General features: G+C 66.7%; 25 protein-coding genes and 1 riboswitch. Of the genes, 18 read left to right on the top strand and 7 right to left on the bottom strand.

Annotated features, from left to right (window positions below):
• Window position 1: 1 nt before the first annotated feature.
• Window positions 2-3,946 (bottom strand): Pls/PosA family non-ribosomal peptide synthetase, encoded by a 3,945-nt coding sequence (locus RFA01S_RS04500; protein WP_230595233.1) that lies wholly within the window; start codon window positions 3,944-3,946, stop codon window positions 2-4.
• A gap of 195 nt (window positions 3,947-4,141) precedes the next feature.
• Window positions 4,142-4,257, top strand: a riboswitch (SAM riboswitch).
• A gap of 54 nt (window positions 4,258-4,311) precedes the next feature.
• Here RFA01S_RS04500 and RFA01S_RS04505 point away from each other — a divergent pair.
• Together RFA01S_RS04505 and RFA01S_RS04510 are read left to right on the top strand one after the other, a co-directional pair.
• Entirely contained in the window at window positions 4,312-5,643 is a 1,332-nt protein-coding gene (locus RFA01S_RS04505) for an aminotransferase class V-fold PLP-dependent enzyme (RefSeq protein ID WP_032406578.1), read from the top strand.
• A gap of 154 nt (window positions 5,644-5,797) precedes the next feature.
• Complete coding sequence (locus RFA01S_RS04510; RefSeq protein WP_032406650.1) at window positions 5,798-6,301, top strand: hypothetical protein; 504 nt, start codon at window positions 5,798-5,800, stop codon at window positions 6,299-6,301.
• An 11-nt stretch (window positions 6,302-6,312) separates the two neighbouring features.
• On the opposite strand, the gene RFA01S_RS04515 is transcribed toward RFA01S_RS04510, so the two are convergent.
• From RFA01S_RS04515 to RFA01S_RS04525, 3 genes are all read right to left on the bottom strand, one after another.
• Entirely contained in the window at window positions 6,313-6,786 is a 474-nt protein-coding gene (locus RFA01S_RS04515) for a YbaK/EbsC family protein (RefSeq protein WP_032364486.1), read from the bottom strand.
• An 86-nt stretch (window positions 6,787-6,872) separates the two neighbouring features.
• Window positions 6,873-7,844: an allantoicase gene (alc, locus tag RFA01S_RS04520; RefSeq protein ID WP_032406577.1), complete on the bottom strand. Its 972-nt coding sequence runs from the start codon at window positions 7,842-7,844 to the stop codon at window positions 6,873-6,875.
• An 11-nt stretch (window positions 7,845-7,855) separates the two neighbouring features.
• Window positions 7,856-8,851 (bottom strand): hypothetical protein, encoded by a 996-nt coding sequence (locus tag RFA01S_RS04525; RefSeq protein ID WP_032373856.1) that lies wholly within the window; start codon window positions 8,849-8,851, stop codon window positions 7,856-7,858.
• A 138-nt stretch (window positions 8,852-8,989) separates the two neighbouring features.
• Between RFA01S_RS04525 and RFA01S_RS04530 the strand changes: the two genes are divergently transcribed.
• Window positions 8,990-9,568, top strand: a complete 579-nt coding sequence (locus RFA01S_RS04530) for a TetR/AcrR family transcriptional regulator (RefSeq protein ID WP_032373887.1) — start codon at window positions 8,990-8,992, stop codon at window positions 9,566-9,568.
• Between the two features lie 28 nt (window positions 9,569-9,596).
• Window positions 9,597-9,821 carry a DUF6480 family protein gene (locus RFA01S_RS04535; protein WP_027494384.1) on the top strand — a complete coding sequence of 75 codons (225 nt, stop codon included), beginning with the start codon at window positions 9,597-9,599 and terminating at the stop codon, window positions 9,819-9,821.
• Window positions 9,822-9,831: 10 nt separating this feature from the next.
• Here RFA01S_RS04535 and RFA01S_RS04540 read toward each other — a convergent pair whose 3' ends face one another.
• A complete protein-coding gene (locus RFA01S_RS04540) occupies window positions 9,832-10,329 on the bottom strand; it encodes a 2-oxo-4-hydroxy-4-carboxy-5-ureidoimidazoline decarboxylase (RefSeq protein WP_032406576.1) in 498 nt (165 codons plus the stop codon).
• A gap of 119 nt (window positions 10,330-10,448) precedes the next feature.
• Here RFA01S_RS04540 and RFA01S_RS04545 point away from each other — a divergent pair, with 119 nt between their 5' ends.
• The 3 genes from RFA01S_RS04545 to RFA01S_RS04555 all read left to right on the top strand — a co-directional run bounded on the left by RFA01S_RS04545 (window position 10,449) and on the right by RFA01S_RS04555 (window position 12,949).
• Entirely contained in the window at window positions 10,449-11,276 is an 828-nt protein-coding gene (locus RFA01S_RS04545) for a crotonase/enoyl-CoA hydratase family protein (protein WP_072691998.1), read from the top strand.
• A 1-nt stretch (window position 11,277) separates the two neighbouring features.
• A complete protein-coding gene (locus RFA01S_RS04550; RefSeq protein WP_032369382.1) occupies window positions 11,278-11,742 on the top strand; it encodes a MarR family winged helix-turn-helix transcriptional regulator in 465 nt (154 codons plus the stop codon).
• Window positions 11,743-11,872: 130 nt separating this feature from the next.
• On the top strand, window positions 11,873-12,949 hold the full coding sequence (locus tag RFA01S_RS04555; protein ID WP_032406649.1) for a GGDEF domain-containing protein: 1,077 nt from the start codon (window positions 11,873-11,875) through the stop codon (window positions 12,947-12,949).
• Between the two features lie 61 nt (window positions 12,950-13,010).
• Here RFA01S_RS04555 and RFA01S_RS04560 read toward each other — a convergent pair whose 3' ends face one another.
• Window positions 13,011-13,469 carry a PAS domain-containing protein gene (locus RFA01S_RS04560; RefSeq protein WP_027494379.1) on the bottom strand — a complete coding sequence of 153 codons (459 nt, stop codon included), beginning with the start codon at window positions 13,467-13,469 and terminating at the stop codon, window positions 13,011-13,013.
• A gap of 64 nt (window positions 13,470-13,533) precedes the next feature.
• Window positions 13,534-14,025: an inorganic diphosphatase gene (locus RFA01S_RS04565; protein WP_027494378.1), complete on the bottom strand. Its 492-nt coding sequence runs from the start codon at window positions 14,023-14,025 to the stop codon at window positions 13,534-13,536.
• 178 nt (window positions 14,026-14,203) lie between these two features.
• Between RFA01S_RS04565 and dacB the strand changes: the two genes are divergently transcribed.
• The 11 genes from dacB (at window position 14,204) to RFA01S_RS04620 (ending at window position 25,733) form a co-directional block, all read left to right on the top strand.
• A complete protein-coding gene (gene dacB / locus RFA01S_RS04570) occupies window positions 14,204-15,574 on the top strand; it encodes a D-alanyl-D-alanine carboxypeptidase/D-alanyl-D-alanine endopeptidase (protein ID WP_052060543.1) in 1,371 nt (456 codons plus the stop codon).
• Window positions 15,571-16,647 (top strand): Rv3626c family coenzyme F420 biosynthesis-associated protein, encoded by a 1,077-nt coding sequence (locus tag RFA01S_RS04575; RefSeq protein WP_052060526.1) that lies wholly within the window; start codon window positions 15,571-15,573, stop codon window positions 16,645-16,647. The genes dacB and RFA01S_RS04575 overlap by 4 nt, the downstream gene beginning before the upstream one ends.
• 16 nt (window positions 16,648-16,663) lie before the next feature.
• The gene (gene tilS / locus RFA01S_RS04580) at window positions 16,664-17,617 is read left to right on the top strand and encodes a tRNA lysidine(34) synthetase TilS (protein ID WP_032388288.1); all 954 of its coding nucleotides are present in this window, start codon (window positions 16,664-16,666) and stop codon (window positions 17,615-17,617) included.
• A gap of 11 nt (window positions 17,618-17,628) precedes the next feature.
• A complete protein-coding gene (gene hpt / locus RFA01S_RS04585; protein WP_027494374.1) occupies window positions 17,629-18,180 on the top strand; it encodes a hypoxanthine phosphoribosyltransferase in 552 nt (183 codons plus the stop codon).
• Window positions 18,181-18,487: 307 nt separating this feature from the next.
• Complete coding sequence (gene ftsH, locus RFA01S_RS04590; RefSeq protein WP_032406573.1) at window positions 18,488-21,328, top strand: ATP-dependent zinc metalloprotease FtsH; 2,841 nt, start codon at window positions 18,488-18,490, stop codon at window positions 21,326-21,328.
• Window positions 21,329-21,535: 207 nt separating this feature from the next.
• Window positions 21,536-22,162 (top strand): GTP cyclohydrolase I FolE, encoded by a 627-nt coding sequence (gene folE / locus RFA01S_RS04595; protein ID WP_072691999.1) that lies wholly within the window; start codon window positions 21,536-21,538, stop codon window positions 22,160-22,162.
• Between the two features lie 19 nt (window positions 22,163-22,181).
• On the top strand, window positions 22,182-23,030 hold the full coding sequence (gene folP / locus RFA01S_RS04600; RefSeq protein ID WP_032406572.1) for a dihydropteroate synthase: 849 nt from the start codon (window positions 22,182-22,184) through the stop codon (window positions 23,028-23,030).
• The gene (gene folB, locus RFA01S_RS04605) at window positions 23,027-23,428 is read left to right on the top strand and encodes a dihydroneopterin aldolase (protein WP_045841635.1); all 402 of its coding nucleotides are present in this window, start codon (window positions 23,027-23,029) and stop codon (window positions 23,426-23,428) included. Before folP ends, folB begins: the two co-directional genes overlap by 4 nt.
• Window positions 23,425-23,934: a 2-amino-4-hydroxy-6-hydroxymethyldihydropteridine diphosphokinase gene (gene folK / locus RFA01S_RS04610; protein WP_032406571.1), complete on the top strand. Its 510-nt coding sequence runs from the start codon at window positions 23,425-23,427 to the stop codon at window positions 23,932-23,934. Before folB ends, folK begins: the two co-directional genes overlap by 4 nt.
• On the top strand, window positions 23,931-24,401 hold the full coding sequence (locus tag RFA01S_RS04615; protein WP_032369421.1) for a DUF3180 domain-containing protein: 471 nt from the start codon (window positions 23,931-23,933) through the stop codon (window positions 24,399-24,401). The genes folK and RFA01S_RS04615 overlap by 4 nt, the downstream gene beginning before the upstream one ends.
• Before the next feature lie 90 nt (window positions 24,402-24,491).
• Window positions 24,492-25,733: a DUF6779 domain-containing protein gene (locus tag RFA01S_RS04620; RefSeq protein ID WP_081371259.1), complete on the top strand. Its 1,242-nt coding sequence runs from the start codon at window positions 24,492-24,494 to the stop codon at window positions 25,731-25,733.
• The last annotated feature ends 103 nt before the right edge of the window (window positions 25,734-25,836 follow it).

Raw genomic sequence — 25,836 nt, forward strand, 5'->3', positions numbered from 1 at the left:
ATCACCCCTCGTTTCGGTCGTCGCGAATCCGCGGAAAGGGATCACCCTTGGCCCACGGCGCGATCGGATTGCCCTGCCAACGAGTATGCGCGGGAACCGTATCGCCGCGCATCACCAGAGAGGCAGGCCCCACCGTCGCACCATCACCTATACCCGATGCAGGCAAAGCGACACAGTGCGGTCCCAGGGTTGCGCCTCTGCCGAGATCGACGGTGTCCATGGACATGATCCGATCATGGAACAGGTGCGTCTGCACAACGCACCCTCGGTTCACCGTCGCACCGTCGGCCAACGTCACCAGGTCTGCCTCGGGGAGCCAGTACGTCTCGCACCACACACCTCGACCGATGTCCGCCCCGAGCCACCGCAGCCACATGTTGAGCACCGCGGTGCCCTCGGCAGCGCGCGCGAACCACGGTGCGGCGACGGTCTCGACGAACGTGTCGGCCACCTCGTTGCGCCAGACGAACGAACTCCACAGCGGATGATCGGTCTTGCCGATCCGGCCGACCCACAGCCACTTCGCGGCCGCCGACACAGCTGCAGCCACGAAGCCGGCGACGAGCAACACGACACCGCTGAGCGCGGCAGCGAGCCAGTAGCCGATCGAGTCGGCAATCGCGGTCAGTCCGAACAACACGCCGAGCCCGATACCGAACGTCACGACGACGGGAATCAGCCGGCACGTCTCTACGAGTGAACGGGCGATCTTCAACTTCCGAGGCGGGTCGAACGTGCGCGACGAGTCGGCACTGCCTGCCGCGCGGCGCAACCGGACCGGCGGACTACCGAGCCATGACGAGCCCGACTTCGCCTTGTCCGGAGTTGCCGACAGCACCGCAACGAGACCGTTCTTCGGGACGGTCCGCCCCGGTCCCGTCATGCCGGAGTTTCCGAGGAACGCCCGCTTGCCCACCTTGGCGTCGCCCAGGTGCATCCAGCCGCCGCCGAGTTCGTAGCTCGCGACCATGGTGTCGTCGGCGAGGAACGCGCCGTCGGCCACGGTGGTGAATTTGGGAATCATCAGCACGGTCGACGCCTCGACGTCCTTGCCGATCTTCGCGCCCAGCAACCGGAGCCAATGTGGTGTCAGCAGCGACGCGTAGAGCGGGAACAGGAAGGTGCGCGCCGAATCCATCAGGCGTTCGGTGGCCCACACCTGCCAGCCGATGCGGCTGCGCACGGGGTGGTAGCCGCCGACGAGCCCGATGCCGAGCAACCGCACCGCGACGAGGGTGATCAGCGCGAACACCGCCAACGACACCAGAGTGGCGACGGGCAGCATCACCAAGCCGCGCTCGAAGGCCCCCAGCACGGAGTCCGCGGTGTGAATCCACCAGCCCATCAGCACCAGGCTGACGCCGATGGAGAACAGGGCCATGCCGGAGAGGAACAGCGACGCGACGCCGTAGGCGAACACCCACTTGGTGGCGCGCGGCGGGGTCTCCGCCGGCCACGGATGATCGGCCTTGCCCACTTTCTGCGCGGGCGAGCCGGACCACATCTGGCCGGCCTTGACTCGTCCGACGACGGCGGAGCCGGCCGTCACGACCGCGTTCTTGCCGACCTTGGTGCCGGGCAGCAGCGTGGAGCGGGCACCGACAGTGGCACCCGCACCGATCTCGATGCCGCCGATGTAGACGAGGTCGCCGTCGATCCAATGACCGGACAGGTCGACTTCGGGTTCGATGGAGCAGCCGTCGCCGAGTTCGAGCATGCCGGTGACGGGCGGCAGGGTGTGCAGGTCGACGCCCTTACCGATCTTCGAGCCGAGAGCGCGCGCGTAGTAGACCATCCACGGTGCACCCGAGAGGTTGGACGCGCCACTGGCATCGGTCAATCTCGTTGCCGCCCAAAGCCTTATGTGCATGCTGCCGCCGCGTCGATATGCGCCGGGTTTCAACCCCGCCAGCAGTATTCGCGAGCCGATCACCGAGATGGCCATGCGCCCGACCGGGGTGATGAACAGGACGAACGCGAGAAGAATCCACCACCACGACAACGTCGGAGCCCACGGCACGTCGTCGAACCAGGCCATGACGTTGAACAGCAGGCCGAGCCAGGTGACCCACTGCAACCCGGTCAGCGTCGTCAACGGCACGGTCGCCAGAATCTGCGCCCACTGCGCGGTGCGGGACGTCGGTGCCACGTCGCGGGGGATTGCCTCCACGACAGGCTTCAGGTCGTCCAGATACTGTGCCAGAGAACCCAACCGCGGGTGATCGTAGAGCTGCGCGACGGTGATCTCGGGGAACCGCTCGCGCAGTGCCGTCACCAGCTGAGCGGCCGACAGTGATCCGCCACCGTTGGCGAAGAAGTCGGCGTTCTCGTCGTTGACCTGAGCGCCGAGGATGTTGGTCCACAACTCGGCCACCCACCCCGCGGTACCTCCGAGCGCCGACGCGCCCGCCATGCCGGGCAGCGGCCACGGGAGCGCATTGCGGTCGACCTTGCCCGAGGTACGTGTGGGCATCTCGTCGACCAGCGCGAGCCGCGGTACGAGCGCCGACGGCAACTGCTCGGCCAACAAGGCGCGCGCGGCCTCCAGGTCGAAGTCGGGATTGGTACTGGCGAGATATCCCACCAGAACCGAGTTGCCCGCAGCGGTCTTGCGGACTGCCGCGGCCGCGCCGCCGACGCCCGGAAGTGCTTGCAGCGCATTGTCTATCTCGCCCAGCTCGATGCGTCGCCCGCCGAGCTTGACCTGGTCGTCGGCGCGGCCCTGGAACAGCAGTCCTTCGAGCTCGAGCTTCACCAGATCGCCGCTGCGATACGCCCGGTCCCACCCGAGAGACGGCATGGGCGCGTACTTCTCGGCGTCCTTGGCCGGATCGAGATACCGGGCGAGGCCGACGCCGCCGATGACGAGCTCGCCCACTTCGCCGACCGCCACCGGAGTGCCCGAGGCGTCGACGACCGCCAGATCCCAACCGTCCAGCGGTAATCCGATGCGGACCGGACCTTTACCGTCCATGATGGACGCGCACGCGACAACCGTCGCCTCGGTGGGGCCGTAGGTGTTCCAGACTTCCCGGCCTTCGACGGCCAGCCGCTCGGCCAGCTCGGGTGGGCATGCTTCGCCGCCGAAGATCAACAGCCGCACCGCTTCCAGTGCCACGGCGGGCCACAGTGACGCCAGCGTGGGTACCGTCGAGACGACGCTGATGTCTCGGGAGACGAGCCACGGACCGAGGTCGAAGCCGGATCGCACCAGAGAGCGCGGGGCGGGTACCAGGCAGGCACCGTGCCGCCACGCCAGCCACATCTCCTCGCAGGAGGCGTCGAACGCGACCGACAGGCCGGCGAGCACTCGGTCTCCCGGCCCCAGCGGATCCTTCTGCAGGAACATCCGCGCCTCGGCGTCGACGAATGCCGCGGCGTTACGGTGGCTGACTGCAACACCTTTGGGGGTTCCGGTCGAACCCGAGGTGAAGATCACCCACGCGTCGTCCTCGGGTGTGGGCAGCTCGGGCACCGGAGTACCGGCACCCAGTTCGGGCGCATTCTGTTTCGGCGCGGTGCCGGCAGCGATTCCGCCCGCAGTGACGATGGCCGTCACCTGCGCCTCACCGAAGACCAATTCGGCGCGCTCTTCCGGATCGTCGGCGTCGACGGGTACGTACGCAGCCCCGACATCGAGGATCGACAGAATCGCGACATATAGCGAGAAGGACCCCGACGGCATCCTGATGCCGACGCGGTCGCCGCGCCGGACACCGGCGTCGGCGAGCCACTGGGCACCCTCGGCGATGTCGTCCAGCAGTTCGGCGTAGCTGACCGACACCGTCCCGTCGTCGATCGCGGGTGCATCCGGGAAGCGATCGGCGGTCTCCTGCAGTACGTCGATCAGTGTGCGGGCCGGCGGGGCAAGGGGCGAGCGGAGAAACGCGGCCGGAGCAGGTGCGATATCCGTGCTCGAACCCGGCAGATCGTTCTCTTGGTGCACAGGCAACCGGGTGTCCTTCTCGTTCGTTGGCAGATGACTCTTGTGGTGCTGGGGAAAGCAGCGCCGTTGGTTATCTCACGTTCTGTTTGCCAGCAGGTGAACGAGCGCGCCTTCCCACCGCGGAAATCCTACTGCTGTGTCGGAGCGATCCCCGGCTTGACAAAACCGTGGCGGGTTTGCCAGTGTCTTGACCACGGTCACGAGTACCAGCATCGAGCCCCGGCTTGCTGGTCGGCAACCCTCCTTCGCGGTGGGGTGCTCCGGGTGACGACCAGGCTGACACCGAACAATCGGTGCGGCAAGCGCGGACTCGTTCACGAATATCTTCCGTTGCGGGTCCCTCGAACGTGAGGGCTTGATCTGTCATGACGTCTGTACTTTCCCGTCCCTGCACTCCTTTTGCCCCTGTTTCCGGCACGGAGTTGCAGGTTCCGTTGGTTCACGGCGGCACGTGCACCTACGCCAATTTCGATTACGCGGCCAGCGCGCCTGCGCTGTCCGCAGTGACCGATCGGATCGCGGAGTTGCTGCCGTTCTATTCGAGCGTGCACCGCGGGGCCGGCTACGCGTCCCGGGTGTGCACCGCGGCGTACGAGAAGGCGCGTGAGACCGTGGCTGGATTCGTTGGTGCACAGACGAATTCAGTGGTCGTGTTCACACGCAACACCACCGATTCGCTCAATCTGTTGGCCGCGTGCGTGCCAGGGGATACCGTGGTGCTCGATATCGAACACCACGCCAACCTCCTGCCGTGGCGTAATCGCCGAGTGGTGGTCGCAGCATCGACGTTGGCCGAGACGCTCGCCCGGCTCGACGCCGAACTGGCTGCGAAACCTGCTGCGCTACTGGCCATCACGGGTGCATCGAACGTCACCGGCGAAGTGCTCCCCATCGAGCAACTGGCCGATCTCGCGCATCGCCACGGTGCCCGGATCGTCGTCGACGGCGCACAGCTCGTTCCGCACCGTCGAGTGGACATCGCCGCACTCGGTGTGGACTATCTGGCGTTCTCCGGTCACAAGCTCTACGCCCCGTTCGGCGCGGGTGTGCTTGTGGGAAGCCGTGATTGGCTCGACGCGGGCGAGCCCCACCTGGCCGGCGGCGGTGCCGTGCGCAGTGTGACGATCGAGCACACCGACTGGGCTCCCGCACCGCAGCGTCACGAGGCGGGAACGCCCAACGTGCTCGGTGTCGTCGCGCTGGCGGCGGCGTGCGAGGCCATCGCGTCGTTCGACGAGGACGCCGCGACGACACACGAGCGGGAATTGTCCACCCGATTGCGGGACGGGTTGGGCGCACTGAAGGGTGTCGAACTGCTGCAGGTGTGGGCCGACGCGCCCGACGTCGTCGGCATCGTCACGTTCACTGTCGCCGGCCACGACCCCGGTGAAGTGGCGGCGTACCTGTCGGCCGAACACGGCATCGGAGTGCGCGACGGAAAGTTCTGCGCCCACCCGCTGCTGCGCCGGCTGGGTCACGCCGACGGTGCCGTGCGGGCCAGTATCGGTCTCGGCAGTTCCTCGGCCGACGTGGACCGACTCGTCGACGCGTTGGCAGCGTTCGTCGAGTCCGGGCCGACATGGGCTTACGCCGAAGAAGCCGGGTGGTGGAACCCCGTACCGGACCCTCGTCCCTTCCCCGCCCTGGCCGACGGGGCCGCCGGGGTTGGATCCCCGTGCAGCCCCACAGGCAGTTAGCATGGCGTCATGACCGTGAGTGTCGTGTCGCGTGGCAATCGCCACTGGTGCAACAGGTATGTCGATCTGTGCCGCACTGCGTCCGGGTCGTGTTCGAGTTCGGCTCCGCTCCGACCGCATGCGCATCCCGACCGACGAATCAGGACCACCACTCATGTCGCACAATCACACCCGCATAGCCATCGAATCCGCTGACGTCTGGACCGAGCTGACCGCCGGGCCCGAGGTGAACACCATCAGAATCGTTGCCTCGGACCTGCGGGAAGCTCAGCAGCAACGCGCCCGGTTGCACGCAGAAGCCGTCGAGCGCGGTGAATCGGCCGACAATCTCGCGGTCTTCCTCGATCTCGAGATCTACATCGCTGCCGACGCCAGGACGGCCCGTCGGGAATTCGCCGCACTCGACGCGCCGGCAAGCCCGTCGTCCATCCGCTACGTCGGTACCCCGTCGGGACTGGCGAGTTTGATCTCCGACGTCACCGCGGCCGATGTCGCCGACGGCGTGACGCTGCAGGTACACGGCGAGATCGAGCGGCAGTCGACGTTCCTGGCCGCGGGAGTGTTGCCGCTCCTCGAATCGCGCGGCACCCGCCTCGACACCGACGTCGTCGACGCGATCCTCGGCGCACCCCGAATTGCCCCGACCCTTGCTTCCTAGGTCGTTCGAGCTCAGGTGACGTCGATCGCCAGACCTGCGGTGATGCGCAGCAACTCGGTGTACGACGAGCGGAAGATCGTGTCGATGTGCCCGGCCGCGGCCCACAGTTCGGGGTGGGCCGCCAGGTCCTGATCGACGAACGTATCCAAATTCGTCGGATGGCCCACCGGAGCGATTCCCCCGATCGGCTGGCCGGTGGCGTGCTTGGCGGTACGCAGATCGGCCCGGGCGAGCGTGCCGCCGAGACGCTCACCGGTGTGCTCGAGATGAACATTGTGAGCCCCGGACACCAGGAGCAACACCGGCTCGTCGTCGAGCAGAAACACCATCGACTTCACGATCGCACCCACATCGACGCCCAACGCAGCTGCGGCGTCGGCGGCGGTGTGGGTGCCCTCGGGACTGTTCACCACCACCCCGTGATGACCACGAGAAATCAGGGTGTCGGCAACGTGGGCTGCATTCGGATGAAGTAGCCGGGACATGCCCCAACCCTATTGCCACACGACCGTTTACGCAGACAGCTTGCCCAACCGGGTCATTCCGCAGGCTCCACTTCTGCCTCAGTGGGTCATTCCGCAGGCTCCACTCCCGCGAGATCACCGAACAATCTCAATCGCGCCATTCCCCCGTCGGGGAAGATGTCCATTCGCACCTCCGACACCGGGGCGTCGTGGTCCAGAACGAAGCGATGCCGAGTGTCGGGCTGCAGTGTCGTTCGCGGCAGGAGTTCGATCCAGTCGCCGTCGCCCAGTCGCCCTTGCAGGGATGCCGCGCCGGGGGCGTTGCCCAGGAAGCAACTGGTGTCCAGCTCGGCCAGCCGGATTCGGCCCGTGCCGGCGAGCTGCACCTGCACCCAGTCGTTGGCGTCGTTGCGTCGACGCGAGGTCTCCCAGCCTTCGCCCATCGAGCGCGGCGGGCCGGGGAACAGCAGATTGTTGGGGGAGCTGTAGAACATGTTGGAGCAGGCCGAGACGTATGCGCCGTTCTCGAGCGCGGCCAGGTCGACGGGCCCGACGGCGAGGAACTTCGGGTCCGGGACGCCGCGGCCCAGTACTCGCAGCCGAGCGACGCCGCCGTCCGGGTAGATGGACAGCTTGACGTGCGTCCACCGGGCGTCGGACGCGACCTCGAATCGGTTCTCGCTGTCGCCGTCGACGGCACTACGGGCAACGATGGTCGTCCATTCCGTGGCGTACAGCTCGGTCGGTGACGGGAATCCGGTCACCTCGGCGGCCTCGACCGAAATTTCCGGCGGGTAGTTGCCGGTGAACCAGGACGTGTCGACGATGACGGCCGATACGATGCCGGCAGCTCCGAGTCGCACGATCGCCTCGTCGTGGCCGGCCTCGCGTCGGCGCCGCGTCTCCCACCCGTCGTAGATCTGCCCCTTGTGCCCGAACGTCGCGGTCGAGTAGTCGGCTTTGCCCGGTGTGATCAGATTTTCCTTCTCGGCGAACGTCTCGTCGTTGGCCCACACCACTGCGCCACCGAGTGTGCGGACAGCGAGATCGGGCATCGGCAGAGGGAAGGTGGCAGTCATGGGATGCCACTTTACTGGCTCGGCATCGATTCACCGGCGCTGCGACGACGGCGCAGAACCGCTGCCGCAGCCATCAGCAGCACGCCGATCAGGATGTAGAGACCCAGTCCGAGTGCCGGCTGCCCGACCCCCGCACCCGAGAAGTACACGATGCTGCGCACTCCTTCGGTGCCGATGCCCGGGGTGATCCACCGGCCGATCGACGCGTACACATGCGGCAGTACGTTGGCCCCGAAAGCGCCTCCAGCGCTGGGATTTCCGAGGATGACGAACAGCACGATCGCCGCCGGTACCGCAGCCACTCCGATCAGGGCTCGCAGGCCCATCGTGAACAGTCCGGTGGCGAAGACGACCCCGGTGCCCAGCACGGTGAGCGGAAACCAGTGTCCGGCAAAGGTTCCGAGTACGTGGGTGGTCAGCAGTGCTCCCAGTGCGCCCGAGGCAATCGAGTACGCGGCGAGAATGCCGACGTGGACACAGGTTTCGCGTCGGGTCGTCGGTGCCCCGATGAGCAGACCGAAGGCGGCCGCGAGGAGGTAGCCGCCGACGACCCAGCCCACCGACAGGTAGAAGCCGGACAATCCACGGTTGTCATGCACGCCGACCGGGATTTCGTCACGCACCACGAATTGGCGTCCCTGAGCGGCATCGACCTCGGTGAAGATCGATTCGAGGGCGGTCGCCACCGAGCTGCCGGCAGCGCTCGCGGTGATCAGTGTGTCGGTGCCGCTCGAGCCGACGACGTAGGCGCCGAGGATGTCCCGATCGCGGAGCAGGGTGCGAACCTCGGCGGTGTCCACTGCCGTACGCGCGTCGAGCGGCGCACCGTCGATGGCGTCGAGGCGGTCGGCGGTCTGCTGGTCCAGGCCGGCGGGAAGCCCGGCCTCGGTCACCACGGCGATCGGAATCGCGTGGGGAGTCGGCTGATGGAACGCCGACACGTAGCTGAGGATGAAGCCGAGTTGCAGCACCAGCACTGCGGCGGCGAGTAGTGACATCTTGCGCATGAAAAGTGCTCCTGAACATGTCGAGACTCGAAGACCTTGTCGATACCCGAGGTATTCAATACTCTAGGTATCGTGAATGCCGAGCAGCAAGAAGAGTGGCGATCGACACAGCCACAGCGCAGGCCGCAGCGCACCGATGTGCGAGAGAGACTGCTCGCCGCAGCGGCCGACGAGTTCACCGAGCGCGGATACGCGGCGGCCAAGCTCACCGACATAGCCGATCGGGCCGGCTTCACGAAGGGGGCCGTGTACTCCAACTTCGATTCCAAGCAAGGGCTGTTCGCCGAACTGCTGGCACAGCGCTCACTCGATCTCGCCGCCCGAGTACTCGCTCACGTGTCCGACCTGGACCCGCAGGCGGCTGCGGGAGCCGGCGGCGGCGAAATCGCGTCCTGGGTGGTCGCCGAGCCGCGGTGGCCACTACTGACCGTCGAATTCGGGATTCTTGCGGGCCGTGACCCGGTGATTGCCGAGCGCTACCGCACCGACCGTCGTGCCCTCCGCTCCGAGCTCGAACGACTCATCGCCGATCGAGCGGTGCAGTGGGGTGTGGGGGAGGCGTTCGATGCTCGACGCCTCGCGATGTCCTTGGCTGCGTTGATCTCCGGATTGGCCGTGGAACATTCGGTGGATCCGGAGGAGATCGACCGGTCCGTCATCGCCGATGCCGTGTCGGAACTGTTCGCCGGAGCGATAGCCAGAGCACAGCTCGATTGAGGGCTGCGCTACCGGGTACTCCGGGTTCATGACTGCTCAGAATCCAGAACCCGATGAGACTGCCGGCCTCGAAGCGGGCGGTAGCGTGACGCCGGGCGATACTCCTCCAGCCGAGACAGCAGTCGGTGGGCCCAACCACGAACCGCCGCAGCGCAGTCGCGTGATGCCGATCGTCGTCATCGTTCTGGTGGCATTGTTGGCAATCGTGATCGCCGGTGGCCTGATCGGCCGAGTCGTCGGCCTCTTCGGCTGACCTCGCGGTATCAGTACGGCGGCCAGCCGCCTTCGGGACCCAACAGTCGGCCGAGGCGACGGTGATCGATCTCGACCAACTCCCTGCGCATGACCAGCCGTTCGGTCGGTTCGTCGTTGTCGAGTCGATGGCCGAGCTCCATCAGCACGTCCCTGGGTTCGAAACCGTCGGGAGCCATCATCAGGTTCGAGACGTACCGCCAGCCGAATTTCGATTCGTACGCGCGCGCTGCGGTGCCCAGGGCGCTACGTGAGTCTGCGTCCATGGTCGTGCACATCTTGTTCGGCTCGGGCAGCGTCGCGGCCAAGGCGTCGATGACGTTGTCGGACAACTCGTTCAGCTCGGCGGCCGCCGCGGTGAACAACTCGTCCCGCGACCGGTACGGGCGGCCGTCGGCGAGACGTGAGGCCCAGGCAACCGAGCAACAGCACTCGTAGAGCGCGTGTACCGCCTTGCGACGCGGCAGATCGTTGAATGTCTCGAGACCCAACCCCTGATGCATCAACATGCATGAATGATGGGGGACCGGAGTCGGTCATTGCCATAGCTGAGCAGGCTCTTAGCGCAGACGTTACTCGGCGTAACACGCCCTGTGGGTACTGCTGCGTCTGCCGCTAGGCTCGCAGCATGACCGAACGGAACTGGACCGCATTCTCTGTGGAGATCGCAGACCACATCGCGCACGTGACACTTCTCGGGCCGAACAAGGGCAACGCCATGGGCCCTGATTTCTGGAGCGAATGCCCAGAACTGTTCGACCGACTCGATGCCGATCCAGAGGTACGGGCCGTGGTTCTCGCGGGCTCCGGAAGGAACTTCACCTACGGTCTCGACCTGCCGGCCATGGCCGGAACGTTCGGGCCGCTGATGGCCGACCAAGCACTCGCCGGACCCAGGACCACGTTTCACGACACCATCAAGACGATGCAGAAGGCCGTCAACGCCGTGGCGGACTGCCGCAAGCCCGTCGTCGCCGCAGTGCAGGGTTGGTGCATCGGTGGCGGCGTCGACCTCATCACCGCCGCCGACGTGCGGTACGCCAGCGCCGACGCGAAGTTCAGCGTCCGCGAGGTGCGTGTCGCGATCGTCGCCGACATGGGATCTCTCGCTCGACTCCCCGCGATCATCGGCGACGGCCACCTGCGTGAGCTCGCGTTGACCGGCAAGGACATCGACGCGGTGCGCGCCGAGAAGATCGGCCTGGTCAACGACGTGTTCGAGGACCACGATGCCGTCCTCGCGGCCGCCCGTGAGTGCGCCGCGGCCATTGCTGCGAACCCGCCCCTGGTGGTGCAGGGCATCAAGACCGTCCTCGACCATTCCCGGTCGGCGAGCGTCGACGACTCGCTGAGATTCGTCGCGGCCTGGAACGCGGCTTTCCTCGCCTCGCACGATCTCACCGAGGCCATCACCTCGGTGTTCGAGAAGCGTCCGGCCCAATTCACCGGTAGCTGACGTGGTCGAATACGCCGAAGAGCTGGGTACACAGCTGGTTCGGCTGCAGCGGATTCGGGAGCGCAACATCGCGCAGATCTCGTCCTCGGGCGGCGTCGACGGTGCCGCCTACGTATGCCTGTTCCGCCTGCTGCGCGACGGACCGATGCGGTCCAGCGAGCTCGCCGCGATGGTCAACTCGGACCCGTCCACGGTCAGCAGGCAGGTAGGCCAGCTGGTCGAGCGAGGACATGTCGCTCGGGTACCCGACGAACGTGACGGGCGGGCATTCGTTCTGGCCGTCACCCCGTCCGGCGAGGAAGCTGCAGCCGCCATCCAGCAACGCCGTACCGAGAACCTCGGACGAGTCATCGAAGGATGGGCCGAGGAGGATCGGGCGACGCTGGTCGGACTGCTGGACCGATTCTTGACCGATTACGAGACCATCAGACCGGACCTGCCCACTCAACGCCCGGGTAACGTCTGAGCCTCGGACTCCGAGAACTCGGTGCCGACGGTCGAGTCGTTTCGTACGCTCGAGCCCTACCTCGACGGCCGGGGCGCGACGCCGTCGTACCCGGATGCTCGGACTGCTCGGAACGGACGGAGGGGACGCGATGCCAACCGATCACGACGTACCCTCCCCGTCGTCCGAGATCGGACCCCGATCGGGCTCGATCCGGCTCGAGCGTCGCGTGGCCAGGGGTATCGCAGTGCTCGTCCCGTCGTTCGGCGTGATCGGCGCGATCATCATGCTGTCGGACGACGGTCCGGTGGGTACGACGGCCGTGCTGATCTGCACGATCGTGCTGCTCTCCACCCTGCCAGTGGGAGCGTGGTGGTGGTTACGGTCGGTGGACGCCTCGCACATGCCCGGATGGTTCGTGATCTATGCGGACGTGGGGGTGTCGGGGCTACTGCTGACCTTTGCGGACCGGGACCTGGCTCTGTACGGGGCTGCCCTGTTCTCGGTGATCGGCACCTACATCGCGTACTTCTCCCGCCGCAACGTACTGAAATTTCATACGGCGTTCGTCAACGCCGTCATTCTGCTGCTCGCGGTTCTGGCCGTCCTCGAACGCCCGGACGACCCGGCCTCGATCGTCGCGCGCGCTCTCGTCACGGTGCTTGTGGTCAACTCGGTGCTCGCCTTTCGCGCCGTCATCCAACGCCAGCTCGACCTCGCCAACACCGACTCCTTGACGGGCCTGCTCAATCGGCGCGGTCTGGAACTGCGGCTCGAGCGGATGCTGGGCAGATTGGCCGACACTGAATCCGTGGCGTTGATGGTGGTCGATCTGGACCAGTTCAAGCGGGTCAACGACACCTTCGGCCACGCGATGGGTGACCGGGTTCTTCGTCGGACAGCGCGGCGGCTGAGCGCTGTCACCGGTAGACGTCCGTGCGTGGCGCGGACCGGAGGTGAAGAGTTCACGATTGCCGTTCCGGTCGACGCCGACTCCGCGAAACACCTGGCCGACGACATTCGCGAGGCGGTGCACGATCCAGGCGACGACGTGCCGGTGACGGTCAGCATCGGGGTCGCGATACTCGATGCCGGCCAGTGGCGGTCGGCCGATTCGACCTACGAGTCGGCCGAGTTGATGCACAACGGACTGCTCGACGCCGACGCAGCGATGTACGAGTCGAAACACGCGGGTGGAAACAAAGCAACGGTGTACACCGGCACCTGACATGCCGATGTACACCGTTGGTCGTTCCCGGGAAACGTTCTGGGGAGAACGATTCGAGCCTTCAGCGCAGAGCGCTCTTCGGGTCGTTCCACAGCTGGTCGGTGAAATCCTCCAACGCGACGAGCACGATGGTGTCCTCGGTGCGCCGAAGAATCGACTTGCTGGCCCGCACCTGAACGATGTCGCCGGTCTTGTCGGTCATCCGCCACAGGGAGTCCGCACGGGTGGCGACGGTGGTCAGGAACATCTCCGCGACGTTCACGCCCTCCGGAGCTCGATCCGGGAAGATGTCGTGCAGGTGAAAGTCCTCTCGTTCTGTCCGGTCGAGTCCGAACAGATCGTCGAAGGCCTCGTTCGCGAACACGATGGCACCGGTGGGATCGACAGCCAGAATCGGTACCGGGATCCGGTCGAGAACGACGGTCACCGGCAGATCGGGGAACTGGGTCGGGTCCGATATCGGCCGCGACTCCAGATTGCGCCGATCACCGGCGGTGCCGTTGGAAGTGCTGTCGGTCATACGTCTCCCCAAACTGTGGTTCGTCGGCACACGGCCGAAACGAGGTGTTGTGATGCCGAAAGGATCAGTGACCCGGATTGTCCGTCAAACGCTTGAAGGACGCAGCGATTTCGGCCTCGGCTTCTGCGCGACCCACCCAGTCTGCACCGGTGACGTGCTTGTTGGGTTCGAGATCCTTGTAATGGACGAAGAAATGCTTGATCGCGTCGAGCTCGAAGGTCGAGACGTCGCTCAGATCCTGGATGTGATCCCAGCGGGTGTCGCCGGCCGGCACACACAGCACCTTGTCGTCGCCGCCTGCTTCGTCGACCATCTTGAACATGGCCACCGGGCGGGCCTCGACGATGACACCGGGGTACACCGACTCGGGCAGCAGCACCAGCGCGTCGAGCGGATCGCCGTCCTCGCCCAGAGTGTTCTCGATGAAGCCGTAGTCGGCCGGATACGCCATCGCGGTGTAGAGGTAGCGGTCGAGGCGAACACGTCCGGTGACGTGGTCGACCTCGTACTTGTTGCGCTGCCCCTTGGGGATCTCGATGGTGACGTCGAACGACACGTGCAGTCCTCACTGTCTTGGTTCGAGCCCGAGCGGGCTCGAGTGGTTTGCGAATGTCTCTATGGTGGCGGCGCAAGGCTACCGGACCCGAGGATACTGTTGACTCGATGATCATGGGTACGACCACGGCAATGACGGAGGAACGGTGGCGGGGCTGACACGGCGATTCCTCGGTCCCATGGCGGGGCGCAGACGCAGGAAGAAGCGGTTGATCCTCACGCTGTGCGCGGTGTTCGTCGTGGTCCTTGCCGTCACGACCGCCGCTCTGGTGCTGCCCAGGGTCTCCGAGAGTGCCGACGCCGCGATCGCACCCCCACCCGAGACGGTGCTGCCGAACCCGTCGATCACCGCGTTCCCGGACTCCGCCCCGGTGCCGAGCGCAGCCGGTCTCGCAGGCGCGCTCGCACCCGTCGTGGACGACGCCGCGCTCGGCACCTTCACCGGCACCGTGGCCGACGCGCAGACCGGCCAGATCCTGTGGTCGCAGAATCCCGACACGCCCATGACTCCCGCATCGACGACCAAGGTGCTCACGGCAGCGGCCGCAATGCTCGCGCTTCCGTCCGACCACCGCGTCGCGACCCGGGTGGTCCAGGGCAGCGGTGAGGGCAACATCGTGCTGATCGCCGGCGGCGACCCCACGCTCACCGCCCTGCCGGTGGGTACGACCGGGTTCTATCCGGGAGCGGCACGCATCGACGACCTGGTGGAGCAGATCCGTCGCAGCGGAACCGCAGTGCGCAGCATCAGCGTCGACACGTCCATCTACTCCGGCGACACGATGGCCCAGGGCTGGTTCCCGGCCGACATCGCCGCCGGATCCATTGCCCCGATCGAACCGATCATGCTCGACGGCGGCCGCTCGAACCCCCTCGTCGACGAATCGCCGCGCAGCACCACGCCTGCCCTCGATGCCGGCCGCGCCCTCGCCGCGGGACTCGGCGTCGACCCCGCTGCGGTGACGACGGGCAAGGCGGCGGAGGGTGCAGATCAGATCGCATCGGTGCAGTCGGCCCCGTTGCGGGATCGGCTGCAGCAGATGATCTATCGGTCCGACAACGTGCTGGCCGAAGCGGTGGGCCGAGAACTCTCGCTCGAGATGAACACGGCGGCAAGCTTTTCCGGGGCGGTGGCGTCCATCGGCCAGACCCTGTTCTCGGCCGGCTTCGACATGGCCGGTCTGGCGTTGCAGGACGCGAGCGGACTGTCGGTCGACGGCAGGATTCCCGCGCGCCTGCTCGATCAGGTGCTGACGTCGGCAGCCGGGAGCGGTCAACCGGCACTGCGGCCCATGCTCGACTACCTACCGGTCGCCGGTGCCACCGGAACGCTGTCCGATCGGTACGCCTCGGGTGATCGTACCGGTGCCGGCTGGGTTCGCGCGAAGACCGGAACTCTCTCCGCTGCAAGCGCTTTGGCCGGATACGTCGTCGACGTCGACGGCCGGATCCTGACGTTCGCCCTGATGTCCAACGACCGGCCACCCGATGTCAGTCGACCCGCCCTCGATGCCGTCGCATCGACCCTGAGAATGTGTGGTTGCCGATGAGCACCGAAACAGCAACCGCCGACGACAACGACGCCACGTCCCGGTTCGCCGGCGCAGTCGACTGGGCGGTGGCCGCGAAGGCCGGAGCGAGATTGGCCCGCCCGGGGCCGGCCACCTCGCGATACACCGCCGCCGCAGCCGTGGAAGAGCTTGCCGCAGCATCGCTTCGGGCCGAGGGGCCGGTACGGGAGACGACAGGCCTGGCCGACGGTCTGCCGGTGCCCGACGCCCAGGTGGTCGATCGAGCAGGATGGATCGCAGCGGCGGCTGCGTCGATGAAGCACCTCACCGGGGACGAGAACGAGGCACCCCCGTCCGGTCTGCTCGGCGGCAAGCCCGCCGGGTTGCAGGCCGGTGCCATGCTCGCGTTCCTGTCCAGTGCCATTCTGGGACAGTACGATCCGTTCACCGGTGAGAGCGGCACCCTGCTGCTGGTCGCACCCAACGTGATCGCCGTCGAACGTGCACTTCGCGTCTCACCCAGTGATTTTCGGCTCTGGGTATGCCTGCACGAGGTGACCCACCGAGTGCAGTTCTCCTCCGCGCCGTGGCTCGGGCAGTACATGCGGGACAACGTCGGATTGCTCTCCGACGGCACCGACGAGCCGATGTCCGATGTCCTCACTCGGCTGAGCGGCGCTCTGAAGGCCAGGAAGAATCCCGGCGGATCCGCCGAGGACGCCGGCATCATCGGTCTGCTCCGCGCGACCCAGCCCGAGCCGCAGCGGCAGGCGATCGACCGTCTCCTCGTTCTCGGAACACTGCTCGAAGGTCACGCCGACCACGTCATGGACGCCGTCGGACCGGCCGTCGTGCCGTCGGTGGTGCAGATCCGCCGCGCGTTCGATCGGCGACGCCAACGCAAGGTCAACCCCGTCCAACGCGTCGTGCGCACGCTGCTCGGGATGGACGCGAAGATGGCGCAATACGTACGCGGCAAGGCATTCGTGGATCACGTCGTCGGCTCGGTGGGAATGGAACGCTTCAACACAGTGTGGACCGGGCCGGACACTCTGCCGTTGCTGTCGGAGATCGAGGACCCGGATGCGTGGGTCGCGCGAGTCCTTGGCTGAGCCTGCGAAACGACCCATGCTGCCCGAGTCTCCGGCGTTGCTGGAGGTTCGGCGAGCGGTGCGGGGTTGGTTGGCGGCGCATCCCGGCCCGGTAGCGGTGGCGCTGTCCGGTGGCGCGGATTCTTTGGCGCTCACTGCGGCGACGGCAGCCGAGGCTTCGAACGTGACGGCGCTGATCGTCGATCATGGGCTGCAGGCGGGATCGGCCGAGGTGGCTGCCGTTGCCGCCGAGCGTGCCCGGTTGCTGGGCGTCGATGACGCCCGAGTGCTGACAGTGACCGTGGCCGGTTCGGGCGGGATGGAAGCTGCCGCTCGCCGAGCCCGATACGACGCGTTGGACGCCGCGCGCGGTGATGCCTCGGTGCTGGTGGCGCACACTCTCGACGACCAGGCCGAGACGGTGCTGTTAGGCCTCGGTCGGGGCTCGGGGCCTCGGTCCATCGCCGGAATGGCAGCGTTCGACGACCCGTGGGGTCGGCCGCTCCTCGGGGTGCGACGCGCTGTGACGCGGGCCGCGTGCGCAGAGCTGGGGCTCGAACCGTTCGAGGATCCGCACAACACCGATCCCGACTTCACCCGGGTGCGACTACGCCACGAGGTGCTGCCGTTGCTCGAGGACGTGCTCGGTGGGGGCGTCGCTCCGGCTCTGGCCCGCACGGCCGAGCAGCTGCAGGAGGACGGCCGGGCGCTCGACGCCATCGCCGCGGCCGTCGTCGATCCGAACACGCGCGAGCTGGACGTCTCGGCGATCGAATCGTCCGACCCTGCGATCCGCCGCCGAGTGGTGCGCCGCTGGCTCCTCGGCCGGGGTGTGACGTCGTTGTCGGACCGTCAGATCCGCGCTGTCGATGCGCTCGTCGTGCGCTGGACCGGGCAGGGCGGAGTTGCGCTGCCTGGGGGAACGCCGGAGGCGAGGTTGGTGTGCTCGCGTCGGCATGGCAGGCTGAGCGTCGGCCTGGAGAACGAATGAAGGGAAACCCCGTGTACGAGGGCGACATCGAATCGGTTCTCATTTCCGAGGAACAGATCAAAACACGGACCGCGGAACTCGCAGAGGAAATTGCCAAGCGGTATCCCGAGGGTGCTCCCGAAGGCGACTTGCTGCTGGTCGGCGTTCTCAAGGGCGCGATCATGTTCATGACCGACTTCGCGCGGGCCCTGCCCATCCCGGCGCAGCTCGAGTTCATGGCGGTGAGCTCCTACGGCTCGTCGACGTCGTCCTCCGGCGTCGTCCGGATTCTCAAGGACCTCGACCGCGACATCACCGGACGCCACGTGCTGATCGTCGAGGACATCATCGACTCCGGTCTGACGCTGAGCTGGCTCAAGCGCAACCTGGCGACCCGGTCGCCCGCCTCGCTGTCGGTGGTGACGTTGCTGCGTAAGCCCGACGCGATCAAGGTCGACGTCGAGGTCGCGAACGTGGGCTTCGACATCCCCAACGAGTTCGTCGTCGGCTACGGCCTCGATTACAACGAGCGATACCGCGATCTGCCGTACATCGGTCTGCTGGACCCGAAGGTGTACAGCTGATCCGAGTTCTTTCGGTTCCGCCCGTGTCGCTGCGCTGGACCGTCCGTCAATGGACCATTGCCGCGCCGAGACGTATGCAATGGTCCATCGATCCGGATAGTGTGCGGCGATACACGGGGAACTGCCGGGGGAGTGCAGTCGTTGGAGGGGAAGAAGCGTCGACGCCGACAGGCGCGTGGACGCAGAGCGCCAGGTAAGAGCGAGTCCGATGTCCGAGTCTCGCGGTAGCCTGGAGTATCCGGCGGGCAGGGAGCAGCCAGCGCGCGGGAGCGGACTGAAAGGACACGGCCGAGTCGGCTGAAGCTGTATGAATCGGAAGACAGTAATACGAAATCTCGCCATCGTTTTCGGCATTCTGTTGGTGATCTATGCCTTCAGCTACTTCGGTAACGACACGCGGAACTGGACGTCGGTCGACACCTCGGTGGCGATCGCCCAGCTCGACGACCGCAATGTCGAGTCCGCGCAGATCGACGACCGTGAGCAGCAGATTCGGCTGACCCTCAAAGAGGCCTCCGACGCCACGGACAACGAGAAGCAGATCATCGCGAAGTATCCGGACTCGGCGTCCGAGCAGATCTTCGACAAGGTCGACTCGCAGGGCTTGAACAGCTACAACACCACCGTCACCCAGGAGAGCTGGTTCAGCTCGTTCCTGCTGCTCATCCTCCCGATGGTGTTGATCCTCGGCGTGATCATCTTCGTGATGAGCCGTATGCAGGGCGGCGGCCGCGGCGGTGTCATGGGCTTCGGGAAGTCCAAAGCCAAGCAGCTGACGAAAGATATGCCGAAGACCACGTTCGCCGATGTCGCGGGCGCGGACGAGGCTGTCGAAGAGCTCTACGAGATCAAGGACTTCCTGCAGAACCCGGCGCGCTACCAGGCCCTCGGTGCCAAGATTCCGCGCGGCGTCCTGCTGTACGGCCCTCCCGGAACCGGCAAGACGCTGCTGGCGCGCGCCGTCGCAGGCGAGGCGGGCGTCCCGTTCTTCACCATCTCCGGCTCCGACTTCGTCGAGATGTTCGTCGGCGTCGGTGCATCCCGCGTGCGCGACCTGTTCGAGCAGGCCAAGCAGAACAGCCCCTGCATCATCTTCGTCGACGAGATCGACGCCGTCGGCCGCCAGCGCGGCGCAGGCATGGGCGGCGGACACGACGAGCGCGAGCAGACGCTCAACCAGCTGCTCGTCGAAATGGACGGCTTCGGTGAGCGCACCGGCGTCATCCTCATCGCCGCCACCAACCGGCCCGACATCCTCGACCCGGCCCTGCTGCGTCCGGGCCGTTTCGACCGTCAGATCCCGGTCGGTGCCCCCGACCTGGCCGGCCGTCGAGCGATCCTGAAGGTGCACTCGGCCGGAAAGCCCGTCGCGCAGGATGCAGACCTCGAAGGTCTGGCCAAGCGAACCGTCGGAATGTCGGGTGCAGACCTGGCCAACGTCATCAACGAAGCGGCACTGCTCACCGCTCGTGAGAACGGCACCGTCATCACCGAGGCGTCGCTCGAAGAATCCGTCGACCGCGTCGTCGGTGGTCCGCGCCGCAAGAGCCGCATCATCAGCGAGCACGAGCGCAAGATCACCGCGTACCACGAGGGTGGCCACACTCTCGCGGCATGGGCGATGCCCGACATCGAGCCCGTGTACAAGGTGACCATCCTCGCGCGCGGTCGCACCGGCGGCCACGCGATGACGGTCCCCGAGGACGACAAGGGCCTGATGACGCGGTCGGAGATGATCGCACGCCTGGTGATGGCCATGGGTGGACGCGCCGCGGAAGAGCTTGTGTTCCACGAGCCGACCACCGGAGCGTCCTCGGACATCGACCAGGCCACCAAGATCGCCCGCGCTATGGTCACCGAGTACGGCATGAGCAGCAAGCTCGGTGCCGTTCGCTACGGACAGGAACAGGGCGACCCGTTCCTCGGTCGTTCGATGGGACAGCAGTCGGACTTCTCGCACGAGGTCGCACGCGAAATCGACGAGGAGGTGCGCAAGCTCATCGAAGCCGCGCACACCGAGGCGTGGGCCATCCTCAACGAGTACCGCGACCTGCTCGACACCCTTGCCTCCGAGCTGCTCGAACGTGAGACGCTGACCCGCAAGGACCTCGAGAAGATCTTCCACAGCGTCACCAAGCGCCCGCGCATCACGCTGTTCAACGACTTCGGTGACCGTAAGCCGTCGGACAAGCCGCCGGTCAAGACTCCTCGCGAGCTCGCAGCCGAGCGCGGCGAGCCGTGGCCTCCGGTACCACCGGCGCCGAAACAGCTTCCGCCACAACAGTTTCCGCAGCCCAGCTACGCCGGGTCGCCGCAGCTGACCAAGGGTGGGCAGCAGAACGGCAGCAACGGTTACAACGGCGCACCCAGCAACGGCGCACCCGGCACCGGCGAGCTCGGACCGAACACGGGTGCCGGTCGACGTAGCGCGCCTGCCCCCGGCGACTACAACGGCAGTAGCAACAACGGCGGCGGCTACAACGGGGCTACCAACGGTGGCGGCTGCAACGGCGCTACCAACGGCGGTCCTGCCAACGGAAGCTACGGCGGGCCGACCACAGGCGGCGGATACTCCGAGGGCTATCGCCGGCCCGAGCCCCGATCGGGTCCCAATGGTTCGGGCCCCGATTACGGCGCTCCCGCCGGCTGGTCGGCACCCGGCTGGCCGCCGCGCGATCAGCCACAGGTGCCGCGCTACCAAGGCCCGTCCACGCCGCCGGCTCAGTACCAGCCTCCGCGTGAACAGGACTCGGATCAGGGCTACCACCAGCATCCGACGTATCAGCAGCCGCAGTCCTACCAGCCTCCCCAGCCGCAGCAGTCGTACGACCCGCAGCAGCCGCAGCAGTCGTATCAGCCGCCGCAGTACCAGCCGGATCCGTTCCGGCCGGACGCCGGGGAGCACGGTCGCACGTCCCGGCACGAGCCTCCCTACGGCGAGAATTCCGAGGGCGCGCCAGAGTCGACTCCCACATGGGAGGTTCCGGAAAGCTCGCACAACTACCCGCTGCCCGGAGACGATCGACCCGCTCATGGTTCGTCGGAGGAGTCGCAACAGGGTGAGCGCGGCGACGGTCACGGAAACGACGACGGCGACGCCGGCCCACGCACCCAACGGTGGGAAGGACCGGGCGGCTCACACCGCTAGTCCGATCATTAGGCTGACTGGGTCGACCGTCACGGTCGACCCAGTGAGTCGTTTCGAACCCGTGCTGTTGTCCGTCGGCGAGCCGTTCACACCGAGCAGCACGCCCGCCCAGCTGCCACATTCGCGGAGCCCAACCGGAGGTACGTTCTCGTGTCAGTCAACAGGACCGACGAGTCGACAGGCGACTCGGCAGAAGTCCCAGCAGCCGTGCAATCCGTCGTCCCGCAGCAGGGAATCGCGGAGACGGTGGCCTATGCCACGGGCGCGGTGTTCGACCAGCCCCGCGCGGAGGCCGCGGTACGCGAGTTGCTCATCGCCGTCGGTGAGGATCCCGATCGCCCGGGCCTGCTCGATACCCCGGCTCGTGTCGCCCGGTCCTACCGCGAGATCTTCGCCGGCCTCTACACCGATCCGGACACCGCGCTGAACACGACCTTCGACGAAGGCCATCAAGAACTGGTTCTGGTTCGCGACATCCCCATGTACTCCACGTGCGAGCACCACCTGGTCTCGTTCCACGGCGTCGCCCACGTGGGATACATCCCCGGCAAGAGCGGCAAGGTGACCGGTCTGTCGAAGCTGGCCCGCGTGGTGGACATGTACGCCAAGCGTCCCCAGGTGCAGGAGCGGTTGACCAGCCAGATCGCCGACGCGTTGATGCGGAAGCTCGACCCGCGCGGTGCGATCGTCGTGATCGAGGCCGAGCATCTCTGCATGGCGATGCGCGGTATCCGCAAGCCCGGTGCCAGCACCACCACCTCGGCGGTCCGGGGTCTGCTGCAGTCCAGCGCGGCATCGCGTTCGGAAGCCTTGGACCTGATCCTCCGGAAATGACGGTTCCGGTCCGATCACGATGAATGTCGCGCGCTCCGTTCCCGCTGCGCCCATCGTCATGGGCGTTCTCAACGTGACGGCCGATTCGTTCTCCGACGGCGGTCGCTACCTCGACGTCGACGCGGCCGTCGAACACGGTCTGGCGATGCATCGGCTGGGAGTCGACATCGTCGACGTCGGCGGGGAATCCACGCGCCCCGGGGCGGACCGCGTCGACCCGTCGGTCGAGGTGCAGCGCGTCGTACCGGTCATCTCGGCCTTGGCCGCCGAAGGCGTGAGCACCAGCGTCGACACGATGCGCGCACACGTCGCCGCTGCGGCGATCGAGGCCGGGGTGTCGATCGTCAACGACGTCTCGGGCGGTCGAGCCGACCCCGCGATGGCCGGCGTGGTCGCGCAAGGCGGGCTGCCGTGGATCCTGATGCACTGGCGGGCCGCCGACTCGGCGTTCCGGCACACCGGTCCGGCCGATCACTACGACGACGTGGTCGCCGACGTCCGCCGCGAACTGCTCGAGCAGGTCGACCACGCAGTGAGCGCCGGGGTCGACGCGTCGCGGATCGTGCTGGACCCGGGCCTCGGATTCGCCAAGAACGCAGAGCACAACTGGCAGCTGCTGCGCGGACTGCCCACCCTGGTGGAATCCGGTTTCCCGGTTCTGGTGGGTGCGTCCCGCAAACGTTTTCTGGGCTCGCTCCTCGCCGAACCCGACGGTTCACCGCGTCCACCGGACGGCCGGGAGATCGCGACGGCCGTCGTCTCGGCCCTCGCCGTCGCCGGCGGCGCGTGGGGAGTGCGGGTGCACGACGTCCGGTCGTCACTCGACGCGGTGGCCGTCGTGCGGGCATGGCAGGGTGGTCGCGCATGAGCGAGATCAACAGTGCCGCTGCAGGGACTCGTCGCGGTGACCGCATCGAATTGCGCGGGCTGACCGTCCGCGGCAATCACGGGGTCTTCGACTTCGAGAAGCGAGACGGCCAGGACTTCGTCGTCGACATCACCGTCTGGATGGATCTCTCGCCCGCGGCCGAGACCGACGATCTGACTCGGACGTTGCACTACGGCGAGCTGGCCGAACATGCCGCGGCGGTCGTAGCGGGCCCGTCCCGGGATCTGATCGAGACGGTCTCCGCCGAGATCGCCGAGGTGGTGCTCGGTTACGACTCCCGAGTCGACGCGGTGGAGGTGGTGCTGCACAAGCCGTCGGCTCCCATTCCCCTGACGTTCGGCGACGTTGCCGTGGTGGCCTATCGGGAGCGAAAGTGAGCCGTGCAGTGCTGTCGATCGGCAGCAACATCGGCGACTCGATGAGCCACTTGCGTTCTGTCACAACCGAATTGGGTTCGCGCGTGGTGGCGTGCTCGGCCGTGCATCGATCTGCTCCGTGGGGCGGCGTCGAGCAACAGGACTTCTTCAACGCGATCGTGGTGGCCGAGGACGAGGCCTACGGCCCGTGGGACTGGTTGCGTCTGGGGCAGCAACTCGAGGAGGCAGCGGACCGCGTTCGAGTGCAGCGTTGGGGACCGCGCAGCCTCGACGTCGACGTGATCGTGTGCGACGACGTCATCAGTGACGACCCGCGCCTGATTCTTCCCCATCCCCGTGCACACGAGCGCGCGTTCGTGCTGCTGCCGTGGCTGGACGTCGAGCCCGACGCCACTCTTCGGGTCGACGGGACGGACGTGCCGATATCCGAGCTGCTCGAGCGTCTGAGTACGGACGAGCGAGCGGGAGTCGTCCGTCTCGACGACGACGGTGATCGACTGTGGTGACCAATCCCACCAAGATCTGGGATGTCTTGGGTTTGTTTCTGATCGCCGCAGTGGGCACGTGGCTGCTGGTGCGGGTTTTCTACGGTTCGTTTCCGCCGATCCCGGTGTACGCCGGAGCGTCGCTGTATCTGGTCGCGGTAGTGGAAGTGGTGACCGCGGTGATCGTCCGCAATCGCATCGCCGAGCATCGAGTGGGCACCGGTCTGCACGACCTGCATCCGTTGACGGTCTTCCGGGCGCTGGTGTTGGCGAAGGCGTCGTTGCTGGTGGGAACCGCTCTGGTGGGGGTGTGCGTCGGCTTCCTGGTGTACGTATTGCCACGTGCGGCAACGGTGCGAGCGGCGTCCGCTGACCGAGCCGGAGCGATCGTGGCCCTCGTCGCGGGCCTTGCTGTCGTGGCCGCCGCGGTGTGGCTGGAGCAGTGCTGCCGCACCCCGGAAGATCGGGACGACGAGCGCTCCCGATAACGTATCCGTCCCTCGATCGTTACCTTCGTTGTGTACGTGATCGGTCGGGGATGACCAGATGCGACCGACAGGCCGGTTACCCTTGAGAACATGACAGATCAGACTCGCGCCAAGAAGGGACGCCGAAAGCGGCGTAGTGCGAGCCAGCTGTTCCTCGCGGCGCTCGTCGTGTTCGGCATCGTCGCCAGTGTGCTGTTGTTGTTCAGCGAAAGCGTTCAGTGGATGCGCGTCGGGGTGCTCTCGGCGCTGTGGGCCGCGGTGATCGGTGCGTTCGCGATGACGAAGTACCGCAGGGAAGCGGCCGCGGATCAGACCAAGGCCAAGGACTTACAGACCGTCTACGAACTGCAGCTCGCCCGCGAGATCTCGGCCCGACGCGAGTACGAGATGAGCGTCGAAGCCCGGGTGCGCAACGAGACGCGGTTGGAATCGGACGAGGTCGCTGCGCTGCGTAACGAACTGGCCGCGCTGCGCCAGAACCTGCAGGTGCTCTTCGAGGGCAATCTACCGACCGAACGGGTCGCACTGCGCGCCGAGGCGATGCGGATGCAGGAACTCGGTGGCCGTGGCTACGACAGCTATCAGCCCGCACCGTCCGGGTTGTACGTACGGGGTGGCGGCAACGGCAACGGACCCGCAGGCCCCGGCTTCAACGGCGTGGGTACGCCCTACGACGAGCCGGTCACCGCCGAGACGTCGGTGGTCTACCCCGAGGATCCGGACGAAATGCCCCGTGCGACGGCGGCACCGGACCCCGATTCCCGGTACGCACAGGACGCGTCTGCCGAGCAGGGTTCTGCACCGGAGGGTTCCGACGACGTCACCGACGCCGGGCAGAACGACCGCACCGAGCCGCCGGCCGCGCAGTCACGCCCCTACGGGGCACCGAGGCCGGCCGGGCGGGTGAGCCCGCCCACCTCGCCGTTCACCGCATACAACTTCGAGCAGACGCGTCGACCTGCGGCCGAATCCGAACCGGCCGAATCAGCAGCGGCCGAGGACGCCGAACCTGTCGAGGAGGCCCTGGCTCAACAGGCCCCCGAGCCCGAATCGGCCGAAGAAGCGGCCACGTACCCGGAGTCTCGCCGCTCTCTGCGAGATTCGGCCGATGCGTTCTTCGCAGCCGACCGCGTCGACGACACGCCTGCCGAGGAGACGGCGGATGCACCGCGACGCGGACGCAGGCGCGCCGAATCCCCCGAGGAGGCGTCCGGCGCGCACTCCAACGGCCGTTCCGTCGCCGAGATCATGGCCGGGCTGGCAGGCGGCGATTCGGCCGACACGACGACCACCGACGCAGGCACGCGTCGCCGTCGCCGTCGCGCAGACTGAGAACCAGATCACACCGGTTTCCCATGGCACGTTCGGTGCCGCTGTCGCTATTGTTCCCTGCAGGACGTCTGGTACCCGCCGAGCGGGACTGGAACGAACGAGA

The organism is Rhodococcoides fascians NBRC 12155 = LMG 3623 (assembly GCF_001894785.1).
Classification (GTDB): Bacteria; Actinomycetota; Actinomycetes; order Mycobacteriales; family Mycobacteriaceae; genus Rhodococcoides; species Rhodococcoides fascians.

Excerpts from the sequence above, each read along its gene's own strand:
- RFA01S_RS04505 (WP_032406578.1), top strand. The coding sequence starts at position 4,312 with ATGACGTCTGTACTTTCCCGTCCCTGCACTCCTTTTGCCCCTGTTTCC.
- RFA01S_RS04510 (WP_032406650.1), top strand. The coding sequence starts at position 5,798 with ATGTCGCACAATCACACCCGCATAGCCATCGAATCCGCTGACGTCTGG.
- RFA01S_RS04515 (WP_032364486.1), bottom strand. The coding sequence starts at position 6,786 with ATGTCCCGGCTACTTCATCCGAATGCAGCCCACGTTGCCGACACCCTG.
- alc (WP_032406577.1), bottom strand. The coding sequence starts at position 7,844 with ATGACTGCCACCTTCCCTCTGCCGATGCCCGATCTCGCTGTCCGCACA.
- RFA01S_RS04525 (WP_032373856.1), bottom strand. The coding sequence starts at position 8,851 with ATGCGCAAGATGTCACTACTCGCCGCCGCAGTGCTGGTGCTGCAACTC.
- RFA01S_RS04535 (WP_027494384.1), top strand. The coding sequence starts at position 9,597 with ATGACTGCTCAGAATCCAGAACCCGATGAGACTGCCGGCCTCGAAGCG.
- RFA01S_RS04540 (WP_032406576.1), bottom strand. The coding sequence starts at position 10,329 with ATGTTGATGCATCAGGGGTTGGGTCTCGAGACATTCAACGATCTGCCG.
- RFA01S_RS04545 (WP_072691998.1), top strand. The coding sequence starts at position 10,449 with ATGACCGAACGGAACTGGACCGCATTCTCTGTGGAGATCGCAGACCAC.
- RFA01S_RS04555 (WP_032406649.1), top strand. The coding sequence starts at position 11,873 with ATGCCAACCGATCACGACGTACCCTCCCCGTCGTCCGAGATCGGACCC.
- RFA01S_RS04560 (WP_027494379.1), bottom strand. The coding sequence starts at position 13,469 with ATGACCGACAGCACTTCCAACGGCACCGCCGGTGATCGGCGCAATCTG.
- dacB (WP_052060543.1), top strand. The coding sequence starts at position 14,204 with ATGGCGGGGCGCAGACGCAGGAAGAAGCGGTTGATCCTCACGCTGTGC.
- RFA01S_RS04575 (WP_052060526.1), top strand. The coding sequence starts at position 15,571 with ATGAGCACCGAAACAGCAACCGCCGACGACAACGACGCCACGTCCCGG.
- tilS (WP_032388288.1), top strand. The coding sequence starts at position 16,664 with ATGCTGCCCGAGTCTCCGGCGTTGCTGGAGGTTCGGCGAGCGGTGCGG.
- ftsH (WP_032406573.1), top strand. The coding sequence starts at position 18,488 with ATGAATCGGAAGACAGTAATACGAAATCTCGCCATCGTTTTCGGCATT.
- folP (WP_032406572.1), top strand. The coding sequence starts at position 22,182 with ATGAATGTCGCGCGCTCCGTTCCCGCTGCGCCCATCGTCATGGGCGTT.
- folB (WP_045841635.1), top strand. The coding sequence starts at position 23,027 with ATGAGCGAGATCAACAGTGCCGCTGCAGGGACTCGTCGCGGTGACCGC.
- RFA01S_RS04620 (WP_081371259.1), top strand. The coding sequence starts at position 24,492 with ATGACAGATCAGACTCGCGCCAAGAAGGGACGCCGAAAGCGGCGTAGT.